This is a genomic window from Pseudomonas sp. HMSC065H01, assembly GCF_001815235.1.
In the GTDB taxonomy this organism is placed as follows: Bacteria; Pseudomonadota; Gammaproteobacteria; order Pseudomonadales; family Pseudomonadaceae; genus Pseudomonas; species Pseudomonas aeruginosa.
The window spans coordinates 1-22,376 of the sequence record NZ_KV819912.1 but is presented as its reverse complement, the minus strand read 5'-3'; the positions used below and the strand labels follow the sequence as shown (position 1 = coordinate 22,376).

General features: G+C 69.2%; 15 protein-coding genes and 1 pseudogene. 12 read left to right on the top strand and 4 right to left on the bottom strand.

Annotation, left to right across the window (positions count from 1 at the left end; all coding sequences use genetic code 11):
* Positions 1–3 precede the first annotated feature (3 nt).
* The 3 genes from tssC to tssA all read right to left on the bottom strand — a co-directional run bounded on the left by tssC (position 4) and on the right by tssA (position 3,154).
* On the bottom strand, positions 4–1,500 hold the full coding sequence (tssC, locus tag HMPREF3014_RS24185) for a type VI secretion system contractile sheath large subunit (protein ID WP_003104973.1): 1,497 nt from the start codon (positions 1,498–1,500) through the stop codon (positions 4–6).
* Between the two features lie 12 nt (positions 1,501–1,512).
* Positions 1,513–2,031 carry a type VI secretion system contractile sheath small subunit gene (gene tssB / locus HMPREF3014_RS24180; RefSeq protein ID WP_003083666.1) on the bottom strand — a complete coding sequence of 173 codons (519 nt, stop codon included), beginning with the start codon at positions 2,029–2,031 and terminating at the stop codon, positions 1,513–1,515.
* A gap of 88 nt (positions 2,032–2,119) precedes the next feature.
* On the bottom strand, positions 2,120–3,154 hold the full coding sequence (gene tssA, locus HMPREF3014_RS24175; protein WP_003104975.1) for a type VI secretion system protein TssA: 1,035 nt from the start codon (positions 3,152–3,154) through the stop codon (positions 2,120–2,122).
* A 367-nt stretch (positions 3,155–3,521) separates the two neighbouring features.
* Between tssA and tagH the strand changes: the two genes are divergently transcribed.
* The 12 genes from tagH to tagQ all read left to right on the top strand — a co-directional run bounded on the left by tagH (position 3,522) and on the right by tagQ (position 20,850).
* The gene (gene tagH / locus HMPREF3014_RS24170; RefSeq protein ID WP_010792415.1) at positions 3,522–4,991 is read left to right on the top strand and encodes a type VI secretion system-associated FHA domain protein TagH; all 1,470 of its coding nucleotides are present in this window, start codon (positions 3,522–3,524) and stop codon (positions 4,989–4,991) included.
* 44 nt (positions 4,992–5,035) lie between these two features.
* Positions 5,036–5,500 (top strand): type VI secretion system lipoprotein TssJ, encoded by a 465-nt coding sequence (tssJ, locus tag HMPREF3014_RS24165; RefSeq protein ID WP_004351964.1) that lies wholly within the window; start codon positions 5,036–5,038, stop codon positions 5,498–5,500.
* Between the two features lie 15 nt (positions 5,501–5,515).
* Positions 5,516–6,850, top strand: a complete 1,335-nt coding sequence (gene tssK / locus HMPREF3014_RS24160; protein ID WP_003115052.1) for a type VI secretion system baseplate subunit TssK — start codon at positions 5,516–5,518, stop codon at positions 6,848–6,850.
* A 6-nt stretch (positions 6,851–6,856) separates the two neighbouring features.
* Positions 6,857–8,206 (top strand): DotU family type VI secretion system protein, encoded by a 1,350-nt coding sequence (locus HMPREF3014_RS24155; protein ID WP_003118500.1) that lies wholly within the window; start codon positions 6,857–6,859, stop codon positions 8,204–8,206.
* A complete protein-coding gene (tssM, locus tag HMPREF3014_RS24150; protein ID WP_017002126.1) occupies positions 8,203–11,733 on the top strand; it encodes a type VI secretion system membrane subunit TssM in 3,531 nt (1,176 codons plus the stop codon). The genes HMPREF3014_RS24155 and tssM overlap by 4 nt, the downstream gene beginning before the upstream one ends.
* Positions 11,730–12,410 carry a type VI secretion system-associated protein TagF gene (tagF, locus tag HMPREF3014_RS24145; protein ID WP_003083642.1) on the top strand — a complete coding sequence of 227 codons (681 nt, stop codon included), beginning with the start codon at positions 11,730–11,732 and terminating at the stop codon, positions 12,408–12,410. The genes tssM and tagF overlap by 4 nt, the downstream gene beginning before the upstream one ends.
* 9 nt (positions 12,411–12,419) lie before the next feature.
* Complete coding sequence (pppA, locus tag HMPREF3014_RS24140) at positions 12,420–13,148, top strand: serine/threonine phosphatase PppA (RefSeq protein ID WP_003083639.1); 729 nt, start codon at positions 12,420–12,422, stop codon at positions 13,146–13,148.
* A gap of 7 nt (positions 13,149–13,155) precedes the next feature.
* Positions 13,156–16,254 carry a serine/threonine protein kinase PpkA gene (gene ppkA, locus HMPREF3014_RS24135; RefSeq protein ID WP_023086861.1) on the top strand — a complete coding sequence of 1,033 codons (3,099 nt, stop codon included), beginning with the start codon at positions 13,156–13,158 and terminating at the stop codon, positions 16,252–16,254.
* Entirely contained in the window at positions 16,251–16,970 is a 720-nt protein-coding gene (tagT, locus tag HMPREF3014_RS24130; protein WP_003114657.1) for a type IV secretion associated ABC transporter ATP-binding protein TagT, read from the top strand. Before ppkA ends, tagT begins: the two co-directional genes overlap by 4 nt.
* Positions 16,970–18,169, top strand: coding sequence for a type IV secretion associated ABC transporter permease TagS (gene tagS, locus HMPREF3014_RS24125; RefSeq protein WP_003083634.1), 1,200 nt, complete (start codon positions 16,970–16,972; stop codon positions 18,167–18,169). Before tagT ends, tagS begins: the two co-directional genes overlap by 1 nt.
* Complete coding sequence (gene tagR / locus HMPREF3014_RS24120; protein ID WP_003106615.1) at positions 18,162–19,874, top strand: type VI secretion system-associated regulator TagR; 1,713 nt, start codon at positions 18,162–18,164, stop codon at positions 19,872–19,874. Before tagS ends, tagR begins: the two co-directional genes overlap by 8 nt.
* Positions 19,875–19,935: 61 nt before the next feature.
* On the top strand, positions 19,936–20,850 hold the full coding sequence (gene tagQ / locus HMPREF3014_RS24115) for a type VI secretion system-associated lipoprotein TagQ (RefSeq protein WP_003106614.1): 915 nt from the start codon (positions 19,936–19,938) through the stop codon (positions 20,848–20,850).
* A gap of 229 nt (positions 20,851–21,079) precedes the next feature.
* On the opposite strand, the pseudogene HMPREF3014_RS24110 reads toward tagQ, so the two are convergent.
* Positions 21,080–21,913, bottom strand: a pseudogene (locus HMPREF3014_RS24110) (PA0069 family radical SAM protein); the annotation flags it as partial.
* Positions 21,914–22,376: the final 463 nt, after the last annotated feature.

The window sequence follows — 22,376 nt, the reverse complement described above, 5'->3', positions numbered from 1 at the left end:
GCCTCAGGCCTCTTTGGCCGAAGGCAGCTTGGATACCAGGCGTAGCGATACCGTCAGTCCCTCGAGCTGGTAGTGCGGGCGAAGGAAGAACTTCGAGTTGTAGTAACCCGGATTGCCTTCGACTTCCTCCACCACCACTTCGGCCGCCGCCAGCGGGTGCTGGGCCTTGGTGGTCTCGGTGGAGTGGGCCGGGTCGCCGTCGACGTAGTTGAGGATCCAGTCCTGCAGCCAGCGCTGCATCTCGTCCTTCTCCTTGAAGGAACCGATCTTGTCGCGAACGATGCACTTCAGGTAATGGGCGAAGCGGCAGGTGGCGAACAGGTAGGGCAGGCGCGCCGCCAGGTTGGCGTTGGCGGTGGCGTCCGGATCGTCGTACTCGGCGGGTTTCTGCAGCGACTGCGCGCCGATGAAGGCGGCGAAGTCGGTGTTCTTCTTGTGCAGCAGCGGCATGAAGCCGTTCTTCGCCAGCTCCGCCTCGCGGCGGTCGGAAATGGCGATCTCGGTCGGGCACTTCATGTCCACGCCGCCGTCGTCGGTGGGGAAGGTGTGCGCCGGCAGGCCCTGCACCTCGCCGCCGGACTCGACGCCGCGGATCCGCGAGCACCAGCCGTAGAGCTTGAAGGAGCGGTTGATGTTGACCGCCATCGCGTAGGCCGAGTTGGCCCAGGCGTACTTGCTGCTGTCGGCGCCGTCGGTTTCTTCCTCGAAGGCGAACTCTTCCACCGGATCGGTCTTCGCCCCGTAGGGCAGGCGCGCCAGGAAGCGCGGCATGGTCAGGCCGATGTAGCGGGAGTCCTCGGACTCGCGCAGCGAACGCCAGCCGGCGTATTCCGGGGTGGTGAAGATCTTGGTCAGGTCGCGCGGGTTGGACAGTTCCTGCCAGGAACCCATGCCCATCACCGTCGGCGAGGCGGCGGAAATGAACGGCGCGTGCATGGCGGCGGAGATCTTCGCCATCTCGCCGAGCAGCTCGACGTCCGGCGGCGACTGGTCGAAGTAGTAGTCGCCGACCAGGCAGCCATAGGGCTCGCCGCCGAACTGGCCGTATTCCTCTTCGTAGAGCTTCTTGAAGATCGGGCTCTGGTCCCAGGTGGTGCCCTTGAATTTCTTCAGGGTCTTGTGCAGCTCCGGCTTGGAGATGTTCAGCACGCGGATCTTCAGTTGCTCGTCGGTCTCGGTGTTGTTGACCAGGTAGTGCAGGCCGCGCCAGGCGCTTTCCAGTTGCTGGAAGTCGGCGTGGTGCATGATCAGGTTGACCTGCGCGGTGAGCTTGGCGTCGATCGCCGCGATGATCGACTCGATCGACTTGATCGCGTCGTTGGAGATCAGGCTGGTCTGCTCCAGGGCATGCTCGGCGAGGGTCCGCACGGCGGTCTCCACCGCTTCGCGGGCGCGCTCGGTCTTGGGCTTGAACTCCTGCAGCAGCAGGCTGGCGAACTCACTGGTCTGCTCGGTGGTGGTCTGGCCCTGGGCCAGGTTCTCGGTGCTCAATTCGGCCATGCTGGAATCCTCTTACGCCTGCGGCTCGTCGTCTTTGGGCTTCGGCGCGCTGGCCAGGGCCTGAAGCAGGGCCGGGTCCTTGATCGCCTTCATGATCATTTCCTCGGCGCCGGTCTTGCCGTCCATGTAGGTCAGCAGGTTGGCCAGCTGGGTACGCGCCTCGAGCAGCTTGTTCAGCGAATCGACCTTGCGCGCCACCGCGGCGGGGCTGAAGTCGTCCATGCTCTCGAAGGTGATGTCCAGGCTCAGGTTGCCTTCGCCGGTCAGCACGTTCGGTACGTTGAAGGCCACCCGCGGCTTCATCGCCTTCAGCCGGGCATCGAAGTTGTCCACGTCGATCTCCAGGAACTTGCGGTCGGCGACCGCCGCCTGGGGTTCGGCGGGCTTGCCGGCGAGGTCGGCCATGACGCCCATGACGAAGGGCAGCTGGACCTTCTTCTCGGCACCGTACAACTCCACGTCGTACTCGATCTGCACGCGTGGCGCCCGGTTCCTGGCGATGAACTTCTGACTGCTGGTAGTGCTTCCCATCTTGTTTCTCCCTCGCGCGACGGCGGTTGTTAGCGCCGTCGGAATCGCCCCGGCGGCTTGCAGCGTTGGCCCGGACGGCCGCTAGGCGTTACTCGCTTTCCGGGCCTCGCAGGGTTTCGAACTGGGAAATCCCATCGGGGATGAGATTCCTCACGATTTCGGCGAAGTCGGCCGTCACCAGTGTCTTGGCGCGCTTGAGCAGCACCGGCACCGGGCTCGACGGCTCGTGGCGAACGTAATACTCGAGCAGGCGGTCGAGCTGGCGCAGGACGTCTTCGCGGTTGGCGATCTCGCCGCTGGCTCGCGGTGCCGGCGCGGCGACGGCTGCGACAGGCGCGGCGCCCCCCTGCTCGTCGGCGGCCGCTTCGGCGCCCGGCGCCAAGGGCTCGCCGGCGCCCTGCGGGCCGTACAGGTCGAACACCTGGAGGGCCTGGCGCAGCAGTTGACGAAGGGGACCGAGGTCGAGTCCCTGGGCCGAGCCGACCCGTTCGGCGACGCCGCTCTCGATGGCCAGGGCATGTTCCTGGGCGCCTTCCAGGGCGCGCCGGGTGGCGGCCAGCGCATCGGCGTCGGCATCGGCGAAGGCGCCGGCGATCTGCTCGGGACTCAGGGTCTCGCTGGCGAAGCGTTGCAGCCCGGCGGCGTTCAGCGCGGCGCGCAGGTTGACCGGGCCGAACGCCCGCGAGCGCACCAGCGGGATCGCCCAGACCAGTTGCAGCAACGGTTCGGCGACCAGGCCGGTGAGGGCGTTGATACGGAAGGTGGGGTCGTTGTCGTCATCGGCGTCGAGCAGCGGATAGACGCCGTCCCAGTACTGGCCGAGCAGCTCGCGGACCAGCAGCAGGCCGTCGGCGAGCCCGTCCAGGCCGTCGAGGGCGACGTTGCTCTGCAGCAGCAGGTTGGCTACCCGCAGGTCCTTGCTACGGCCGAACAGTTCGCTGGCCAGCGCGCGTACGCGCGGCCACTCCGGCGGCTCGGCGGGCAGCACGGCATCGCCCATCTGGCGCTCGGGTTGGCCCTGGGCGATGCGTTCGAGTTCGAGGAACGCGGCGTCGTACTCCAGATCGTCGCCACAGGGCGAGTCCGGGGATACGGCAGCCAGCAAAACGGGTACATCCAGCACGGTGACGATCTCCCTATCATCGAAGCCGCTGCGCGGCCCTCACCTTCGCTTGTAAGATCCACTCCGTCGGATCTTGTAGGAGCCATTGATGAATATCGGATGACTCGAAAGGTTGGCAAAATTCTTGTGGCATGCCGCAAGGCTTGTCAAGGAAGGCACAACGCCACTAGTTGCATGACACCGCAGATCGGACAAATCTTTAAAAGACGTAGGATTAGTCTTTTATAATCCGGTATCACCCGATGTGTCTTCCCGAGGCGACGAAACGCCGGAAAGCCGTCGGGCCAGCCTGGATGCGAACCGAAATCCCTCGGGCACGGGGGTGAGCGCCTGGAAGAGCCGGGCGCTGGCAATGCAAGGAGTAGCAATGCCGCTGCGATTGACCATCACCAGCTACCACAAGCTGACCCCCGGTCAGTGTTCGGAAAAGGTACTGGACCAGGGACAGCTGACCATCGGTCGGGGCCCGGACAACGACTGGGTCCTGCCGGACCCGGAGCGCCTGGTCTCCAGCCGCCACTGCACCATCCTCAACCGCGACGGGGTGTACTACCTCACCGACACCAGCACCAACGGCGTGCTGCTGGTCAATGCCGGGCACCGCCTGCGCCGCGGCAACAGCGAGCCGCTGCAGGACGGCGAGACCGTCCGCCTCGGCGAATACGACATCCTCGTCCAGCTCGGCCATGACATCGCCCTGCCCGGCAGCGGCAATCCGCAGACCGATCCGTTCACCAGCTTCGACGCCCTGATGAGCCGGCAGGCCGCCGGATCGGCGCCTGCCTTCGCCGAACCGGCGCCCACCCCGCACCCCGCGGTGACGGCGCATTTCCAGGGCGGCTCGCCGCTGGACACCAAGCCCGACCTGTTCGACTTCCTCACCCCGCCGCCGCCCGGCGCGGCGCCGCGTCCGGACCATGTACCGGCCGAACAGCACGACTTCCGCCCGCCGGAACCGGTGATCCCGCCGCCCCCCGCGACCACCCCGGCGCCACCGCCCGCTGGCGGCGCACCGCTGATTCCGGCCGACTGGGACCCGTTCGCCGAACTGCTCGGCAACACGCCCGCGCCAAGCGCCACGCCCGTCGCCCAGCCGCTGCCGACGGCCGAACCGACGCCGCTGGCGATGCCCTTCGCCGACCCAGGGATCACCCAACAGCCACAGCCACAGCCACAGCCACAGCCACAGCCACAGCCAGCGAGCGTGGCGGCGCCGACGCCGCCGGCAAGCGCCGCCGCGTCGGCCGGCGGCGACCTGCTGCAAGCGTTCCTGCGCGGCGCCGGCATGACCCAGTTGAAGGTCGACCCGGCCGGCGCCGAAGCGCAGATGGAAGCCATCGGCCGCAGCTATCGCGGCCTGGTGGAAGGACTGGTGGACGTGCTGCGCGCGCGGGCCAGCCTGAAGGGCGAGTTCCGCATGGCGCAGACCATGATCCAGCCGGTGCAGAACAACCCGCTGAAGTTCGCGCCGAACGTCGACGAGGCCATGCTGCTCCTGCTGCGCCGCGACAACCAGGCGTTCATGGCGCCGGATCGCGCGGTGGCCGACAGCTTCGAAGACCTCAAGGCGCACCAGCTGGCGGTGATGGCCGGCGTGCAGGCCGCCATCCGCCACCTGCTGGCGCGCTTCGAACCGGCCGCGCTGGAAGCCCGCTTCGGCAAGCCGGCCGGGCTTTCCGGCCTGCTGCCGGGGGCCCGCCAGGCACAGAACTGGGACAGTTTCACCGAGCTGTACGCGAAGATCCTGCGCGAGGCGGAGGACGACTTCCAGGAGCTTTTCGGCCGCGAATTCAGCCGCGCCTACGAGGAACACAGCGCTCGACTACGGCGTTCCTGACGCCAACGAACACCAGGAGAAACAACGTCAATGAGGACGACACCATGCAGAAACTGATCGTCGCGCTGTTCGGGCTGCTGCTCGCCGCCTGTTCGTCCAGCCCGCCGGAAACCCCGCCGACCCGGGTGGTGATCTGGCTCCACGCCGCACCGAACCTCAACCCGTCCGCCGCCGGCCAGGCGGCGCCGCTGCGCCTGCGGCTGTACGAGCTGAAGAAAGACACCGCGTTCGGCCGCGCCGACTACTTCGCCCTCACCGACAACGCCCAGTCGACCCTCGGTGGCGACCTGGTGGAGCAGGACGAGTTCCTCCTGCGTCCGGGCGAGGAACGGCGCATCGAACGCACGCTCGACGAGCAGACCCGCCAGCTCGGTTTCGTCGCCGCCTACCGCGACCTCGACCGCGCCACCTGGCGCCAGGTCCTCGCCGTGCCGGGGCAACGCACCAGCCATCTCGACATCACGCTCGGCGCGCAGGCCATCGGCATCGTCGCGCGTCCCGCGCCCTGAACCTTCGGAGTCCCTATGTCCTGGAATAACCGCGTGGTGTGGTCCGAAGGCATGTTCCTGCGGCCACAACATTTCCAGCAGCACGACCGCTACCTGGAAACCCTGGTGGATGGCCGCTGCCGCTCGCTCCTGGCGGGCGGCTGGGGCTTTTCCGAGCTGAAGCTGGACGATGCCCTGCTGACCCAGGGCAAGCTGGCCATCGTCAGCGCCCGCGGCGTGCTGCCGGATGGTACGCCGTTCAACATCCCCGCCGACGATCCGGCGCCGGCGCCGCTGAATGTCGAGGAAAGCCTGCGCGATGGCATCGTCTACCTCGGCCTGCCGCTGAAGCGGGTCGGCACCCGCGACACGGTAGAGGAGGGCGAGGCCCTCGGCGGCGCCCGCTACGTCAGCCAGGTGCAGGAAGTGCGCGACGACAATGCCGCCTTCGAGAGCCGCGCCCCGGTGGCCCTGGGCAGCCAGGCGTTCCGCCTGCTGACCGAGCGCGACGGCCTCGGCGAATACGCCGCGGTGGGCGTCGCGCGGGTCCGCGAGAAGCGCGCGGACCAGGCCCTGAGCCTGGACGAGGACTACCTGCCGCCGGTGCTCGACATTGCCGCCGCGCCGCCCCTGGCGTCCTTCGCCAAGGAGCTGCTGGGCCTGCTCCACCAGCGCGGCGAAGCCCTCGCCGGGCGGGTGGTGGCATCCAGCGCCGGGGGCGCCTCGGAAATCGCCGACTTCCTGCTGCTGCAACTGGTCAACCGCGCCGAGGCCCTCACCGGTCACCTGTCCCGCGTGCGCCCGCTGCACCCGCAGGAGCTGTACCGCGAACTGGTGGCCCTGGCCGGCGAGTTCTGTACCTTCACCGCCAGCCAGCGGCGTCCCGAGGAGTACCCGGTGTACAACCACGACGACCTGGCCGCCAGCTTCGCCCCGGTGATGCTCGCCCTGCGCCAGGCGCTGGCGACGGTGATCGACGCCAAGGCGATCGCCATCCCGATCGTCGAGAAGGCCTACGGCGTGCACGTCGCGATGCTCAGCGACCGCAGCCTGATCGACAACGCCAGCTTCGTCCTGGTGGTGCGCGCCGACGTCCCCGGCGAGAGCCTGCGCGGGCACTTCCCGCAGCAGGCCAAGGTCGGCTCGGTGGAGCACATCCGCGACCTGGTCAACCTGCAACTGCCGGGTATCGGCCTGCTGCCGATGCCGGTGGCGCCGCGGCAGATCCCCTACCACGCCGGCTCCACCTATTTCGAACTGGACCGCGGCAGCGCGCATTGGAAGCAGCTGACGCACTCCGGCGGCTTCGCCTTCCACATCGCCGGCCAGTTCCCCGGGCTGAACCTGGCCTTCTGGGCCATTCGAGGATAAGCAACGATGCCTCCCATCGACGATCCCTTCGGCACCCCGGCCGGCGGCGGCAACGGAAGCCCGCCCGACGACCGCACCATGATCATGCCGCGTCCCGGCGGCCGCGCCCCGGAACCGGCCGGCGGCCCTCGCGGCGGCGACCCCTACACGCCGCCGCCGATGGCCAGCCTGGCGCCGCTGAGCGGCCGCGGCGACGGCCTCAACCCGCTGGAGCAGGCCGCCGGCCCGCTGCTGGCGATGCTCACCCGCCTGCGCAACACCATCGCCCATCCAGCGCCGGCCAGCCTGCGCGCGCAACTGCTCGGCTACCTGCGCCAGTTCGAAGAGAAGGCACGCCAGGCCGGCGTGGCGCCGGACGAAGTGATGCTGGCGCGCTACGTGCTCTGCACCGCCCTCGACGAAGCGGTGCTCAGCACGCCGTGGGGCAGCACCAGTGACTGGGGCAAGCAGAGCCTGCTGATCACCCTGCACAACGAGGCCTGGGGCGGCGAGAAGGTCTTCCAGTTGCTCGAACACTGCCTGCAGAACCCGCACCAGCGCCTGCACCTGCTGGAGCTGCTGTACCTGTGCACCAGCCTCGGCTTCGAAGGCCGCTACCGGGTCATGCACGACGGCCGCAGCCAACTGGAGGCGCTGCGCGAGCGCACCGCGGCGGTGATCCGCAGCACCCGCGGCGAGTACGAGCACGAACTGTCGCCGCACTGGCGCGGCCTCAGCGTGATGCGCGATCGCCTTTCGCAATACCTGCCGCCGTGGGTCGGTATCGCCATCGGCCTGGCCCTGCTGCTGGCCCTGCTGTTCGGCCTGCGGATGAAGCTGGCCGCCGACGCCGAGCCGGTGTTCAAGCGCATCCACGCCATCGGCGAGATCCCGGTGCAGGCCATCGACCGCCCGGCGGTGCAGCCGCGGGTGATCGAACGGCCACGCCTGGCGCGCTTCCTCGCCGACGACATCAAGGCCCAGCGAGTGGCGGTGGAGGACGCCGTCGACCGCTCGGTGGTGACCATCCGCGGCGACGAGCTGTTCGCCAGCGCCAGCGCCAGCGTGCGCGACGAGTTCCAGCCGCTGCTGCTGCGCATCGCCGACGCCCTGCGCAAGGTCAAGGGCCAGGTGCTGGTCACCGGCCATAGCGACAACCGGCCGATCGCCACGCTGCGCTACCCGTCCAACTGGAAACTGTCCCAGGCCCGCGCCCAGGAGGTCGCCGACCTGCTCGGCGCGACCACCGGCGACGCCGGCCGCTTCACCGCCGAAGGGCGCAGCGACACCGAGCCGGTGGCGAGCAATGCCAGCGCCGAAGGCCGCGCACGCAACCGCCGGGTGGAAATCACCGTATTCGCGGAGGGCGCGCAATGAAAGGCTTCCTCAATTTCTTCGCGCGCTGGGTGGTGCCGGTGCTCGGCCTGCTCGCCCTGAGCCTGATCATCTGGTTCCTCGGCCCGCTGCTGCGCCTGGGCAACTACGAACCGTTGGCCTCGGCGACCAGCCGCTGGGTGCTGATCGTCCTGCTGTTCCTGGTCTGGATCGGCTTCCGCGTGCTGCGCATCGTGCAGGCCCGGCGCAACGCGGCGAAGGTCATGCAGAGTCTCGCCGAGGTCAGCGCGCCGGACGCCGCCAGCGTCGCCACCGCCGAAGAGCTGGCGACCCTCAAGCAACGCATGGACGAGGCCCTGGCCCTGCTCAAGCGGGCCAAGCTGGGCGGCAGCGAGCGGCGCAACCTGTACGAGTTGCCCTGGTACGTGATCATCGGCCCGCCCGGTTCGGGCAAGACCACCGCGCTGATGAACTCCGGCCTGGACTTCCCGCTCGCCGCACAGATGGGCGCCGGGGCGATCCGCGGGGTCGGCGGCACGCGCAACTGCGACTGGTGGTTCACCGACGAAGCGGTGCTGCTGGACACCGCCGGCCGCTATACCACCCAGGACAGCCACGCCCAGGTGGACAAGGCCGCCTGGCTGGGCTTCCTCGACCTGCTCAAGACCCAGCGCAAGCGCCGCCCCATCGATGGCGCGTTCATCGCCATCAGCCTTTCCGACCTGCTGCTGGGCAGCGACGCCGAGCGCGCCGCCCATGCCCAGGCGATCCGCGCACGCATCCAGGAGCTGTACCAGCAGCTCGGGGTGCGCTTCCCGATCTACGTGATGCTGACCAAGTTCGACCTGGTGCCGGGCTTCATGGAGTTCTTCGACAGCCTGAACCGCGAGGAACGCGCGCAGGTCTGGGGGATGACCTTCGCCCTCGACGACGGCAAGAGCGCGGAAGGCCCGCTGGCGGTGTTCGACAGCGAATTCGCCCTGCTCGAACAGCGTCTCACCGCGCGCCTGGTGGAACGCCTGCAGCAGGAGCGCGACCCGGCGCGGCGCGACCTGGTCTACGGCTTCCCGCAGCAATTCGCCGCCCTGCGCGAATGCCTCGGCGAGTTCCTCAACGGCGTGTTCAAGCCCAACCCCTACGAGGAACGCCCGCTGTTGCGCGGCCTGTACTTCACCAGCGGAACCCAGGAAGGCAGTCCGATCGACCGCCTGATCGGCAGCATGGCGCAGTCGATGAACCTCGACCGCCAGCACCTGGCGCGGCAGACCGGAACCGGGCGCAGCTACTTCATCGAGCGGCTGTTCCGCGAAGTGGCGTTCGGCGAACGCGGCCTGGTCGGCACCAACCCGAAGGTCGAGCGCCGCCGCAAGTGGCTGACCATCGGCGCGCTGAGCGCCACCGCGCTGGTGGTGCTGGCGGTGACGGCGGTATGGATCGCCAGCTACCGCGCCAACCAGAGCTACATCGCCGCGGTCGACCAGCGCGTCGACCCGCTGGCGCGCGGCATCGAGTCGCTGAGCCCGGCCCAGCGCGACGTCCTGGCCGTACTGCCACAGCTCAACGCGGTGCAGAATCTCGCCGGCGACGCGCCGAGCTGGGCCGAAGGCTACGGGCTGTACCAGGGCGACATGCTCGGCGAGGAGTCCGCCAGCGTCTACCGCAAGCTGCTGATCGCGGTGTTCGCCCCGCGCCTGGTGACCCGCATCGAGGAACAGTTGCGCTCCGGCGGCAGCAGCGATTTCCTCTACGAGGGCCTGAAGGCCTACCTGATGCTCGGCAGCCCGGACCATTACGACGCCGACTTCATCAAGGCCTGGATCAGCCTCGACTGGGAACGCAACCTGCCGCGCGACCTCTCGCCGGAACAGCGCCAGGCGCTGCACGCGCACCTCGACGCGTTGCTCGAACGACGGCCGCCGTCGGCGCGCCTGGACCAGGACCTGGTCGAGGACCTGCGCCGCCAGTTGCAGCAACTGCCGGTGGCGCAGCGGGTCTACGACCGGGTCAAGCGGCAGAGGCTGCCCAAGGACGTGCCCGACTTCCGCATCAGCGACGCCGCCGGCCGCGACGCGCCGCTGGTGTTCGCGCGCAAGAGCGGCAAGCCGCTCACCGACCCGCTCAGCGGCTTCTTCACCTACCGCGGCTATCGCGAGGTGTTCCTCACCGCCAGCCTCAGCCAGGCCGGCACCATCGCCGAGGAACAGTGGGTGCTCGGGCGCGACCTGAACGATGCCGGCGACGCCGCCAACCTGGCCCTCGACGTGCGTCGCCTGTATTTCCAGGACTACCTGCGGCAGTGGGACGACCTGCTCGCCGACCTCACCGTGGTGCCGATCACCAATGTCACCCAGGCCGCCGACGTGCTGCGCATTCTCTCCGGACCGACGTCGCCGTTCCGCAAGCTGCTCGAGGCGGTGGCCCGCGAGACCGACCTGCAGAAGGGCGACCGGCTGGTCGCCGCGCAAGTGAAGAAGGCCGCCGACGGCACCGTGGACAAGCTCAAGCAGCGCCTCGGCTCGCTGGTCGGCCAGGAGGAAGAGGGCGCCCGCGAACAGCCGCGGCAGGTCGACAGCGACCCGATCAGCGCCCACTTCGCCGAACTCAACAGCCTGGTCAGCAAGGGCGAGGGCGGCAACGAACCGGCGCCGATCGACAGCCTGCTGGAAGACATGAACGCGCTCTACGTGCAGGTCAGCGCCATGGCCGGAGCCAGCGGCGACTCGCTGCTCGGCGACGCCAAGAACCAGGTGGCCGCCGCCGCCTCGCGCGTGGCCCTCAGTGCCGAGCGCCAGCCGCCGGTGGTCCAGGGCCTGGTGAAGAACGTGGTCAACTCCACCACCAGCAGCATGATGGGCAGCGTGCGCAACCAGCTCAACGCGGCCTGGATCAGCGACGTGGTCAGCGTCTACCGGCAGTCCCTGGCCGGGCGCTACCCGATCGCCGCCGGCAGTTCGCGCGACGCCACCCTGGAGGACTTCGGCCACTTCTTCGGTGCCGGCGGGGTGATGGACAGCTACTTCCGCCAGTACCTGCAACCCTACGTCGACACCTCCGCCAGCACCTGGCGCTGGCAGCCCGGCGCGGCGCAGAAGCTCGGCATCAACCCCGGCGTGCTGCACACCTTCCAGCGCGCGGCAGCGATCCGCGACGCCTTCTTCCGCTCCGGCGGCATGCAGCCGGCGGTGCGCTTCGAACTCAAGCCGGTGACCATGGACGCGGCGATCAGCCAGTTCATCCTCGACCTCGACGGCCAGCAGCTGACCTACGACCACGGCCCCAGCCGCCCGGTGGCGATGCAGTGGCCGAGCGCCAACGGCCTCGGCGTGGTCCGCCTGACGGTGACGCCGCCGCCCAGCAGCGGCCGTTCCGGCCTGACCCTGGAGGGCCCCTGGGCCTGGTTCCGCCTGCTCGACCAGTCGGACCTGGAACGCGGCAACTCGCCGGACCGCTTCACCCTGCGGCTGCGCATCGACGGCTCCAGCATCGCCTGCGAGCTGCGCGCCAGCAGCGCCTTCAACCCCTTCAAGAGCCGGGTCGTGTCCGGCTTCAGCCTCCCGGAGCGCCTTTGAACAGCGTCGGTTTCTACGGCAAGCTGGCCGGCCGCGGCGATTTCGTCAGCCGCGGCCTGCCGAACACCTTCGTCGAACCCTGGGACGCCTGGCTGGCCAGCGGCATGCGCGCCAGCCAGGACGAACTCGGCGCGGCCTGGCTCGACGCCTACCTGACCAGCCCGCTGTGGCGCTTCGCCATCGCCCCCGGCCTGCTCGGCGGCGAAGCGGTGGCCGGGGTGGTGATGCCGAGCATCGACCGGGTCGGTCGCTATTTCCCGCTGACCGTCGCCTGCCTGCTGCCGGCGAACGCCGACCTCGGCGGGCTGGTCGGCGGCGACGACGGCTGGTTCGAGCAGGTCGAGAGCCTGCTGCTCTCCACCCTCGAACCGGAGGCCGAGGTCGAGGCCTTCGAGCAGGCGGTGGCGCAGCTCCCGGCCCCTCCCTGCGGACCGCGCATCGAACAATCGCTGATCAGCGGCAACCTGCTGCGCAGCGAAGCGGTGACCCCGGCGCAGCGCCTCGCCGCGCTGGCCCAGCATGCCTGCGACGGCGCCAGCCACTGGTGGGGACGCGGCTCGGCACGGATCTCCGCCGGCCTGATGCGCTACCAGGGCCTGCCGCCGGCGCCGGCGTTCGGACGATTCCTCACCGGAGAGGGCGAGGTGATCCCGCTCTTTCCCGGCATACCCGGTTAAGGACAACTGATGGTGCCCAACTCAGTCAGCTACTACAGGTCGGCCAGCTACAGCCACGTCGGCATGGTCCGCAAGGTCAACGAAGACGCCAGTCTCGACGCCCCAGAGTCGGGACTCTGGGTGGTCGCCGACGGCATGGGCGGCCACGCCGCCGGCGACTTCGTCAGCAGCCTGATCGTCGATACCCTGCGGCGCATCCCGGCGGCCTCCTCGCTACCGGCCTATGTCGGCGCGTTGCGCACCGGCCTCGCCCAGGTCAACGAGCGGGTTCGCCAGGAGGCCGGCCTGCGTGGCGTCAGCGTGATGGGCAGCACCCTGGTACTGCTCGCCGCGCGCGGCAACCAGGCGAGCTGCCTGTGGGCCGGCGACAGCCGCCTGTACCGCCTGCGCGGCGGCGTGCTGGAAGCCATCTCGCGGGACCACAGCTACGTCCAGGAGCTGCTCGACAACGCATTGATCAGCGAGGAAGAGGCGCGCCACCATCCGCGCGCAAACGTGGTCACCCGCGCGGTCGGCGTGCACGAGCAACTGGAACTGTCGGAAGCCGCGCTGCACGTGCTGCCCGGCGACAGCTTCCTGCTCTGCAGCGACGGCCTCAACAAGACCGCCGACGACAGCGAACTGCGCGACGTGCTCAGCCACAGCGATCCCTATGCGGTGGTCCGCAGCCTGGTCCACCTGGGCCTGACCCGCGGCGCCCCGGACAACATCACGGCCCTGGTGGTCAGGGCCTTCTGAGACGGACATGGACATAGAACTTCCGGGATTCGACATCGAACGCGAGCTGGGCGAAGGCGCCATGGCCACGGTCTACCTGGCCACCCAGCGCTCGCTGCAGCGCAAGGTGGCGCTGAAGGTGATGGCCGCGGCGCTGGCCGCCGACCCGAGCTTCGCCGAACGCTTCCTGCGCGAAGGTCGGACCCTGGCGCGGCTGTCGCACCCGAACACGGTGACCATCCACGACATCGGCAACGTCGGCAGTTGCTACTACATGGCCATGGAATACCTGCCCAACGGCACGCTCAAGGAGCGCATCCAGCAGGGCCTCGATCCCGAGCTGGGCCTGGTCTACGTACGGCAGGTGGCCGCCGCGCTCGGCTACGCGCACTCCCAGGGCCTGGTGCATCGAGACGTGAAGCCGGCCAATATCCTGTTCCGCGCCGACGGCACCGCGGTGCTCTCGGACTTCGGCATCGCCAAGTCGATCGAGGACAATACCCAGTTCACCCAGGTCGGCTTCGCCGTCGGCACCCCCAGCTACATGAGCCCGGAGCAGGCCCGCGGGCAGGAGATCGACGGCCGCGCCGACCTCTACGCGCTGGGCGTGGTGCTCTACGAGATCCTCACCGGCAAGCTGCCCTACAACGGCAAGGATTCGCTCTCCACCGCCCTGGCCCACCTCACCGAGCCGCTGCCGGAACTGCCGATCGAGCAGGGCCGCTACCAGGACATCCTGCGCCAGTTGCTGGCCAAGGACCCGGCCGAGCGCTTCCCAACCGCCGGCGCGCTGATCGCCGCCCTCGACCGCCTGGCGCCGAGCGCCCTGGAAGCCACCCAGATCCGTCCGCTGGCGACGCCGCAGGGCTCGCCGCGAGCGAGCAACCCGCCGCCGGCCGAACCCGCGCCCATGCCGCCCGCCGACCTCGGCGGCCTGCAACCGGTATCGATCCAGTTGCCGCCGGTCACGCCCAGCGCCGGCGGCGCCACGCCGCCCCCGCCTCCGCCATCGCAAGCGGCGAAACCGCCATCGCCCCCGCCGCCTCCGCTGCCACCGGCGAAGCCGCGTGCCGGCGGCAGCCGCACGCCGCTGATCGCCGCCGCCGCGGCCGCCGTGCTCCTGGCGATCGGCGGCGGCGCCTGGTGGCTGCTGGGCTCGGGCGACGCGCCGAGCGCTGCCGATCCAGCGCCGCTGGGACAGACGCCGGCGGACAAGCCGCAGCAGCAGACCCCGGTGGCCGATGCCGAACAGGACGGCGGCGAGCGTCCGCTGCTGATGCCAGGCAAGAAGACCCTGTTCCAGCGCGTCCTGACCAAACCCGGCGCGGCCATCTCCGCCGAGGCTGGCGGCCCGCCCCGGGCCGGCGCGGTGCCGGCCTTCTCGGTGCTCTACGTGTACGCCCGCAAGCAGGTCGGCGGCAGCCCCTGGCTGCGCGTCGGCGCCTCCAGCAACGGCGAGGGCGACGGCTGGCTGCCGGCCAGCGCGGTGAGCGACTGGAAGCAGAGCCTGGTGCTGAAGTTCACCGAACGCTCCGGCCGCGCGCCGGTGATGTTCCTCAACAGCGCCGAGCAGGTCGAGCGCCTGCTCGGCGATACCCGCGCAGCGCGCGACACCCTGACCCAGGCGGTGGACCACAAGGGCGATCCGCAGGTGGTCGCGGTCGAGCCCAACGACCGGGCGATCCCCCAGGACCAGTTCTACCTGCTGCCGATCTTCGACTCGAAGGAAAGCTTCGACGCCGACGGCCAGCCGGCGCAGTTGCTGGAGGTCGCCTCGATCGACCCCGGCGGCAGCGCCGCGGCACCCCAGGCGCCGGGCCAGGCCGGGCAGGGCGGCGCCAGCGGCGCGGCGAGCGACACCTTCCGCACCGGCATCGTCCTGGTGGTGGACACCTCGGTGTCGATGCAGCCCTACATCGACCGCGTGCGCGAGGTGATCGACGGCCTGCAGCGGCAGATCGGCGAGCGCGGCGACCTGGACAAGGTCAGCTTCGGCCTGGTCGGTTTCCGCAACAACACCGACAAGACCCCCGGCCTGGAATACGTCAGCAAGACCCTGGTGCCGCTGCAACCGGGCAACGACGCGCAGCGCTTCGCCGAGTTGAGCAGCCAGGTGCGCGCCACCGACGTCTCCAGCCACTCGTTCAACGAAGACGCCTTCGCCGGGATCATGCAGGCGGTCGACGAAATGGACTGGTCGCCCTACGCCGGGCGCGTGGTGCTGCTGGTCACCGACGCCGGCGCGCTGCGCAAGAACGACCCGCTCGGGCGCACCCAGATGAACGAGGCCGAGGTCCGCCAGGCGGCGCTGCGCAAGGGCGTGAAGATCTATGCCCTGCACCTGCGCACCCCGGCCGGGAAGAACAACCACGGCTACGCCGAGCAGCAGTACCGCAGCCTCACCGCCGACGCCAACCCGAAGATCGCCGACCTCTACATCCCGGTGGCCGGCGGCGAGGTGAACGCCTTCGGCAACACGGTGAAGGAGATCGGCACGGTGTTCGCCGACCTGGTCCACGACGCCGGCAACCGCAAGCCGCAGGCGCCGCGCTTCGACGCCGCGCCAAGCGTGGCGAGCAAGTCGGCGGCCATCGGCTACGCCATGCAGATGGAATTCCTCGGTCGCCGCGACCCGGTGCGCGCGCCGCAGGTCGTCACCGCCTGGACCGCCGACCGTGACCTGACCAACCCGGCGCTGCCGGCGTTCCAGGTCTGCGTGCTGCTGAGCAAGCTGCAACTCAACGAACTGCAACAGTCGCTGAAACTGATCGTCGACGCGGCCAAGCGCACCCAGACCTCGCCCAAGGACTTCTTCCAGGAAATCGCCAGCGCCAGCGCCTACATGAGCCGCGACCCGGCGCAACTGGTGAAGGGCAGCAACCTGGCGCAGAGCGGCGTGCTCGGCGAATACCTGGAAGGCCTGCCGTACCGCAGCAAGTCGCTGAACATGACCCAGGACCTCTGGCTGTCGCTGAGCGTCGCCGAACAGCAGGACTTCATCGACGAACTGGAGTCGAAGATCCACCTCTACGAAACCTTCCACAACGACGTCGCCAACTGGGTCCGGTTCGGCGACGCCGACGCCGGCGACGCGCTGTACCGCGTGCCGCTGTCGACGCTGCCATGATCCTGCGCCTGCACGAGGTCGCCCGCAGCCACGGCGCCGGTCGCCAGCGCTACCGCCTGCGGGTGCCGGCGCTGGAATTGCGCGCGGGTCGCCAACTGGCCATCGTCGGCCCCAGCGGCTGCGGCAAGAGCACCCTGCTCGACCTGCTGGCGCTGGCCCTGGCGCCGGACCCGGGCGGGCGCTTCGAATTCCTCGCCGGAGAACGCCCGCAGGACATCGCCGCGCTCTGGCGCGACGGCCGCCAGGACCGCTTGGCGGCGCTGCGCCGGCAGCACTGCGGCTACGTGCTGCAAAGCGGCGGGTTGCTCGAGTTCCTCGATGTGCGGCGCAACATCGGACTGCCCTGCGCGTTGCTCGGCGCCCCATCCGCCGAGCGCGTGCAGGCGCTGGCCGAGCGGCTGGAAATCGGCGACCAGCTGGACAAGAAACCGGCGGCGCTGTCGGTCGGCCAGCGCCAGCGGGTCGCCATCGCCCGCGCCCTGGCGCATGCGCCGCGCCTGTTGCTGGCCGACGAGCCGACCGCGGCGCTCGACCCGCTGAACGCCGAACGGGTGATGCGCCTGCTGGTGGAGCAGGCCCGCGAGCGCGGCGCCTGCACCGTGGTCGCCACCCACGACGAGCGCCTGGCTCGCGCCGCCGGCCTGGAAGTCCTGGCCATCCGCTGGCAACGCGAGGCCGACGACAGCGTCGGCGCCTGCCTCGAGGAAGTTGGCTGATGCGCGCCGGCCTGCTGCTCTCGCTGGCCTGGGCCGACTACCGCGGCGAGGCGCGCCTGTCGCTCTGCGCGATCTTCGCCCTGGCGGCGGTGATCACCCCGCTTCTGGTGCTGTTCGGCCTCAAGTACGGCCTGGTCAGCACCCTCACCGAGCGGCTGGAGCGCGCGCCTTCGGTGCGCGAGATCATTCCAGTCGGCGGCGCCCGCTACCGTGCCGAGGACATCGCCGCCCTGGCCGCACGCGCGGACGTCGCCTTCGCCGTGCCGCGCACCCGGCAGATCGCCGCCACCGCCGACCTCAGCGGCGGCGGCGAGACCGCCCTGAGCGTCGAGATGATTCCCAGCGCCGCCGGCGACCCGCTGCTGGCCGGCCTGCCGCAACCCGACCGGCCGACCCGCGTGGTGCTCAGCCACGGCGCCGCGGAAAAACTCGGCGCCCAGCCTGGCGAGCGCATCGTCGCGCGCATCGGCCGGCGCATGGATGGCCAGGCACAGAGCCAGCGCCTGGAGCTGGAAGTGCTCGCGGTGCTGCCGCAGGAGCGTTTCGCCCGCGACGCGCTGTTCGCCCCGCTGGCCCTGCTGGAAGCCGCCGAGGACTATCGCGACGGTCGCGCGGTGGCCGCCTACGGCTGGCCGGGGAAGGCCGGCGAGACCCCGCGCGCACGCATCTACCCGGGCTTCCGCCTGTACGCCCGAGACCTCGATGCGGTGGAAGGGCTGCGCCGGCACTTCGTCGCGAGTGGCGTGGAAGTCGCCACCCAGGCCGAGGCCATCGCCCAGGTGCGCAGCCTCAGCCGCAACCTCGGCCTGGTGTTCTGGATCGTCGCCGCGCTGGCCATCGGCGGTGCCTTCGCCGCCATCGCCGCCAGCAGCCTGGCCGCCGTCGAACGCAAGCGCCGCGCCCTGGCGGTGCTACGTCTGCTGGGCTTCCCGACCGCCGCGCTGGTCGGCTTCGTCATGCTCCTGGCGCTGTTCAGCGCCGTCTTCGGCCTGTTCCTCGCCGGGCTGCTGTACGCCGCCACGGCCGGCGCGCTGAACCACCTGTTCGACAACCAGAGCGGCGAGTTCGTCTGCCGCCTGCTGCCCAGCCACTACCTGACGGCGCTGCTCGCCACGCTGCTGTGCAGCGTCCTGGCCGCCGCCAGCGGCGGCTGGCGCGCGGCGCGGATCGAAGCCGCAGAGGGATTACGCGATGTTTGAGAAAGCCATTCTTCCGCTCGCCCTCGGCGCCTGCCTGGCATTTGCCGCGCCGGCCTGGGCCGAAGGCGACTCGCCGGACAATCCCAAGCCGCTGGCCGACGACGTCGCCCTGCCGCTGCCGTGTGGCGGCGAGATGGTCTTCCGGCATGTCTACGTACTCGCCGAAGGCGCCCTCGACGATCGCGAGGTCAACCTCGGCTACGCCTTCAACGAAGGCGAGGCGGGCTACCAGCAGTCGTTCATCTCCGGCTACCGGCGCGACTACGTGAACGGCCAGTTCAGCCTCGCCGACCTGGCACCGGCCTGGCAGCAGAAGCTCTCCGCCAGCCTGCCGAAGCCTGCCGCCGGCACCCCGCTGAAGCCGATGCTGTACTTCATCGGCAAGTACGAGGTGACCGCCCGCCAGTACGCCGCGGTGATGAGCCAGGCGGCCGCGCTCTCCGGCCAGGGCGAGGCGCCGGCCTGCGACGTGCCGGACGGGATGGCCGCGCGGCTGCCCAAGGTCAACCTCTCGCGCTTCGACGCCGAACGCTTCGGCGCGGTGTACAGCGCCTGGCTGCTGAAGAACCACCCGGAACTGCTGCCGGTCAGCGGCCGCGGCAAGAATCCCGAGGACGGCGGCATCGGCTTCGTCCGCCTGCCCACCGAGGTCGAGTGGGAGTTCGCCGCGCGCGGCGGCCAGGCGGTAAGCCGCCAGGAACTGGAAGGCCGGCTGTTCCCGCGCAAGGTCGAGGGCAGCGACCAGGAAGGCCCGCTGGGCGACTGGGCGGTGTACAACCAAGTCGCCGGCGGCACCGGGCAGGCCGCGCGACTGTTGCCGGTAGGGATGAAGCGGCCGAACCCGCTGGGCCTGTTCGACGTGATCGGCAATGCCGCGGAGATGGTCCAGGAGTCCTTCCAACTGGTCCACGCCGGTCGCCGGCAGGGCACATATGGCGGTTTCGTGGTGAAGGGCGGGAACTATCTCGAAGGCGAGATGACTCTATTCACCGGGATGCGCCGCGAATACCCGCTGTTCGCCGCCGACGGCAGCGAACAGCGCAACGAGACCACCGGTTTCCGTGTCGCCATCGGCGCGCTGTCCGCGCCGCGCTCGCGCTATCCCGAGCTGTTCGCCCAGTGGCAGAAGGAAGGCCGACTAGCGGCATTGACCGATGCCATCGATGACGCTCAAGATCCCACCAAGCAATTGGACGGAATCATTGCCGCCACCCGCGACCCGCAGATGCAGGCGCAGTTGGCCCAGATAAACGAGGAACTCAAGCGTAACGTTTCGTTGATCGCCCGGCAGCGCGAAGAGGCCGCCGGAAACCTGATACAGTCGGCGGCACTGGTCGCCGAGACGATCAACAACTACAACATACGCCTGACCAACCTCAAGAAGGACAGGGAGAAAGCCGTGGCAGCCAGGGATCAGGCGACCGCCCAGCTCTATGCCGGCGCCATCGCCAACGGGCGCAGCGCCCTCGATGGCGCATTGGCCATCTACATCGACAACCTCGCCACCGGCACCCGTTACACCGACGCGGTGATCCAGGCGCAGTTCCAGCGCATCCAGGAAGAACTCAATCGCAACCCGGTTCTGGGCAAGAGCCTGGTCAAGCGCGCGACCCTGTTCGTCAAACACGTCGGAGATTATCGCCAGCAGCACCGGGCCGAGCCGGAGGCGGTATTGAAGGAATTGCTCGCGTCCAGCGGGCGTTGAAGGAGTTCCGTCCGGCCCCTCTCGGCAGCCGGGCGGTTCATCAAACCAGGAGTGAGATGCAATGAGCCAACCCAGCGAAAACCGTTTGATCACCTCGGCGCGCTACGCGCTCTGCCTGTTGACCGCCAGCGGCGTGCTGCTCAGCGGCTGCGCCAGCAGCGGCGTCGGCTCGGTCGCCCAGACCACCCGCGCGGAATACTACCCGTCCTGCTACGAGCCGGTGTCGCACCTGCGCAGCACCGATAACGCAGTGCGCAATTCGGCCATCACCGGCGCCATTACCGGCGGCCTCCTGGGCGGCCTGGCCGGCGGCCTGGCCAGTGACGAGAACCGCGGCCGCAATGCCGCCCTCGCTGCCGCAGGCGGCGCCCTGGCCGGCGGCGCGGCGGGCTACTACATGGAGAAGCAGAAGCAGATCAGCGATGACCGCGCGCGCATCGGCTCCTACGGTACCGACGTCGACCGCAGCACCGTCGAGATCAACCGTAGCGTGGCCTACGCCAAGTCGGCGCAAAGCTGCTACCAGAGCCAGTTCAAGGCTCTGCTCGACGGTCGCAAGAACAAGTCGATCAACGAAGCCGAAGGGCGCAAGCGCCTGGCCGAGATCGTCAGCGGCCTGCAGGAGACCAACGCCTTGCTGGTCGCCGCCAACGGCCGTGCCGGCGAGAACATCAGCAACTACACCCAGGCCTACGAGAAAGACCTGCAGCAGGTCGGTGTACCGCGCGCCGAGGTGACCAAGGTCGCCGAGGCCGAGAACCGCGCCAGCACTACGAAAGGCGGCAGCAAGCCCAAGACCGGCAGCAATCCCAAGGTGCCGAAGGAAGCGGTCGCCACCGAGCAGACCATCCGCAAGGCCCAGGACGCGCAAAGCGAAGGCAACAAGGTGGCCTCCCAGGGCCAGGGCATGATCCGGGAAGTCTGCAACAGCCCGGACATGGGCGACTGGGCGCCGCCGAGCTGCGCCAAGGCCTGATCGGCCTCGTTACCGGCACGAACGCGACGGCGACCTTCGGGTCGCCGTTTCGTTGAGGGGGCTGGCGCGCTGACCCGACCGGCCTGAAGGTCGAGCGTTCGCCGGGACGGCTGCTTCCGACGTTTCCGGCTTCCCGGCGGCAGCGGTTCTTCCCGCAGGGCGGATATCGCCACCGGCACGCTCCGCCGCTACTCCGCCCTATACGAAATGCTGCACCGCGGGGAAAACGCTAGAACAACGCCATCTGCGCCCCCGGCACGGCGAACCGGCTGCAATCCAGCCCGAAGCCCTCGCGGCGGTCCAGCCCGAGGCGCTTCATCGCCACCGCGAAACGCTGCGCCAGCAGGTCGGCGAACGGTCCCTGGCCACGAAAGCGGTGGCCGAAGCGGCTGTCGTAGACCTCGCCGCCACGGCATTGGCGGACCAGGCTCATCACATGCTCGGCGCGTTGCGGGTAGTGCGCCGCCAGCCATTCCTCGAACAGCGGGCCGACTTCGCGCGGCAGGCGCAGGAGCATGTACGCGGCGCTGCGCGCGCCGGCGTCCCGCGCCGCCTGGAGCAGGCGCTCCAGCTCCATGTCGTTGACCATCGGGATCATCGGCGAGCAGAGCACGCCCACCGGGATGCCGTTGCCGCTGAGCGTGCGGATCGCCCGCAGTCGCGCCGAGGGCGCCGCCGCGCGCGGTTCGAGAATGCGCTTCAGCTCGTCGTCGAGGGTGGTCAGGCTGATCATCACCGCCACCAGGTTCTGCTCCGCCAGTTCGCGCAGCAGGTCGAGGTCGCGAAGGATCAGCGAGCCCTTGGTGACGATGGTCAGCGGGTGACGGAAGCGCAGCAGCACCTCCAGCACCTGGCGGGTCAGGCGGCGTTCGCGCTCCAGCGGCTGGTAGGGGTCGGTATTGGCGCCCAGGTTGATCGGCGCGCAGCGATAGCCGGGCTTGCTCAGTTCCTGCTCCAGCGCGCTGGCGACGTTGCTCTTGGCGATCAGCCGGGTCTCGAAATCGATCCCCGGCGAGAGGTCCCAATAGGCATGGCTGGGCCGCGCATAGCAGTAGATGCAGCCCGTGCTTATCCATTAAGTCAACCCCTAGACACCGATGTGTGAAGGTATCACCAGGGAGAGGTAGAAATACCGGGTCTAACAGACATGAATCGCATCCGCGGCGTGACCTAGGGCCAACGGGCTCATCGGGATTGGCTGCCCAGCTAACAGCAGATGCCGGCTCCTTAACAAGCCTCGACCAGCGTCGAACCTGCCACTACGTCATAGGTTTATGGCAGCGGATAGTGAATCGGCAACAAGCCGTCATTCGATTCAGTTTCCGATCTGGTCAAAGGGGATGCCTGCCTAAGCTCTGAAACAGGCATTAGTGATGTGCAAAGCTCGGGCAAGCGATTAAACAAAGCGCCCCCGCCAGGCATGAGCTTGCATGAAGTCAAAGGTGGCCTACGCTTATCACTTACTGCCCACAGGAGGGATCCGAGATGCCGCATTGTTGGCGCTGATGGAAAATTGACCCACCCTG

Coding starts and splice junctions, on each gene's coding strand:
- tssC (WP_003104973.1), bottom strand. CDS start 1,500: ATGGCCGAATTGAGCACCGAGAACCTGGCCCAGGGCCAGACCACCACC.
- tssB (WP_003083666.1), bottom strand. CDS start 2,031: ATGGGAAGCACTACCAGCAGTCAGAAGTTCATCGCCAGGAACCGGGCG.
- tagH (WP_010792415.1), top strand. CDS start 3,522: ATGCCGCTGCGATTGACCATCACCAGCTACCACAAGCTGACCCCCGGT.
- tssJ (WP_004351964.1), top strand. CDS start 5,036: ATGCAGAAACTGATCGTCGCGCTGTTCGGGCTGCTGCTCGCCGCCTGT.
- tssK (WP_003115052.1), top strand. CDS start 5,516: ATGTCCTGGAATAACCGCGTGGTGTGGTCCGAAGGCATGTTCCTGCGG.
- HMPREF3014_RS24155 (WP_003118500.1), top strand. CDS start 6,857: ATGCCTCCCATCGACGATCCCTTCGGCACCCCGGCCGGCGGCGGCAAC.
- tssM (WP_017002126.1), top strand. CDS start 8,203: ATGAAAGGCTTCCTCAATTTCTTCGCGCGCTGGGTGGTGCCGGTGCTC.
- pppA (WP_003083639.1), top strand. CDS start 12,420: ATGGTGCCCAACTCAGTCAGCTACTACAGGTCGGCCAGCTACAGCCAC.
- ppkA (WP_023086861.1), top strand. CDS start 13,156: ATGGACATAGAACTTCCGGGATTCGACATCGAACGCGAGCTGGGCGAA.
- tagT (WP_003114657.1), top strand. CDS start 16,251: ATGATCCTGCGCCTGCACGAGGTCGCCCGCAGCCACGGCGCCGGTCGC.
- tagS (WP_003083634.1), top strand. CDS start 16,970: ATGCGCGCCGGCCTGCTGCTCTCGCTGGCCTGGGCCGACTACCGCGGC.
- tagR (WP_003106615.1), top strand. CDS start 18,162: ATGTTTGAGAAAGCCATTCTTCCGCTCGCCCTCGGCGCCTGCCTGGCA.
- tagQ (WP_003106614.1), top strand. CDS start 19,936: ATGAGCCAACCCAGCGAAAACCGTTTGATCACCTCGGCGCGCTACGCG.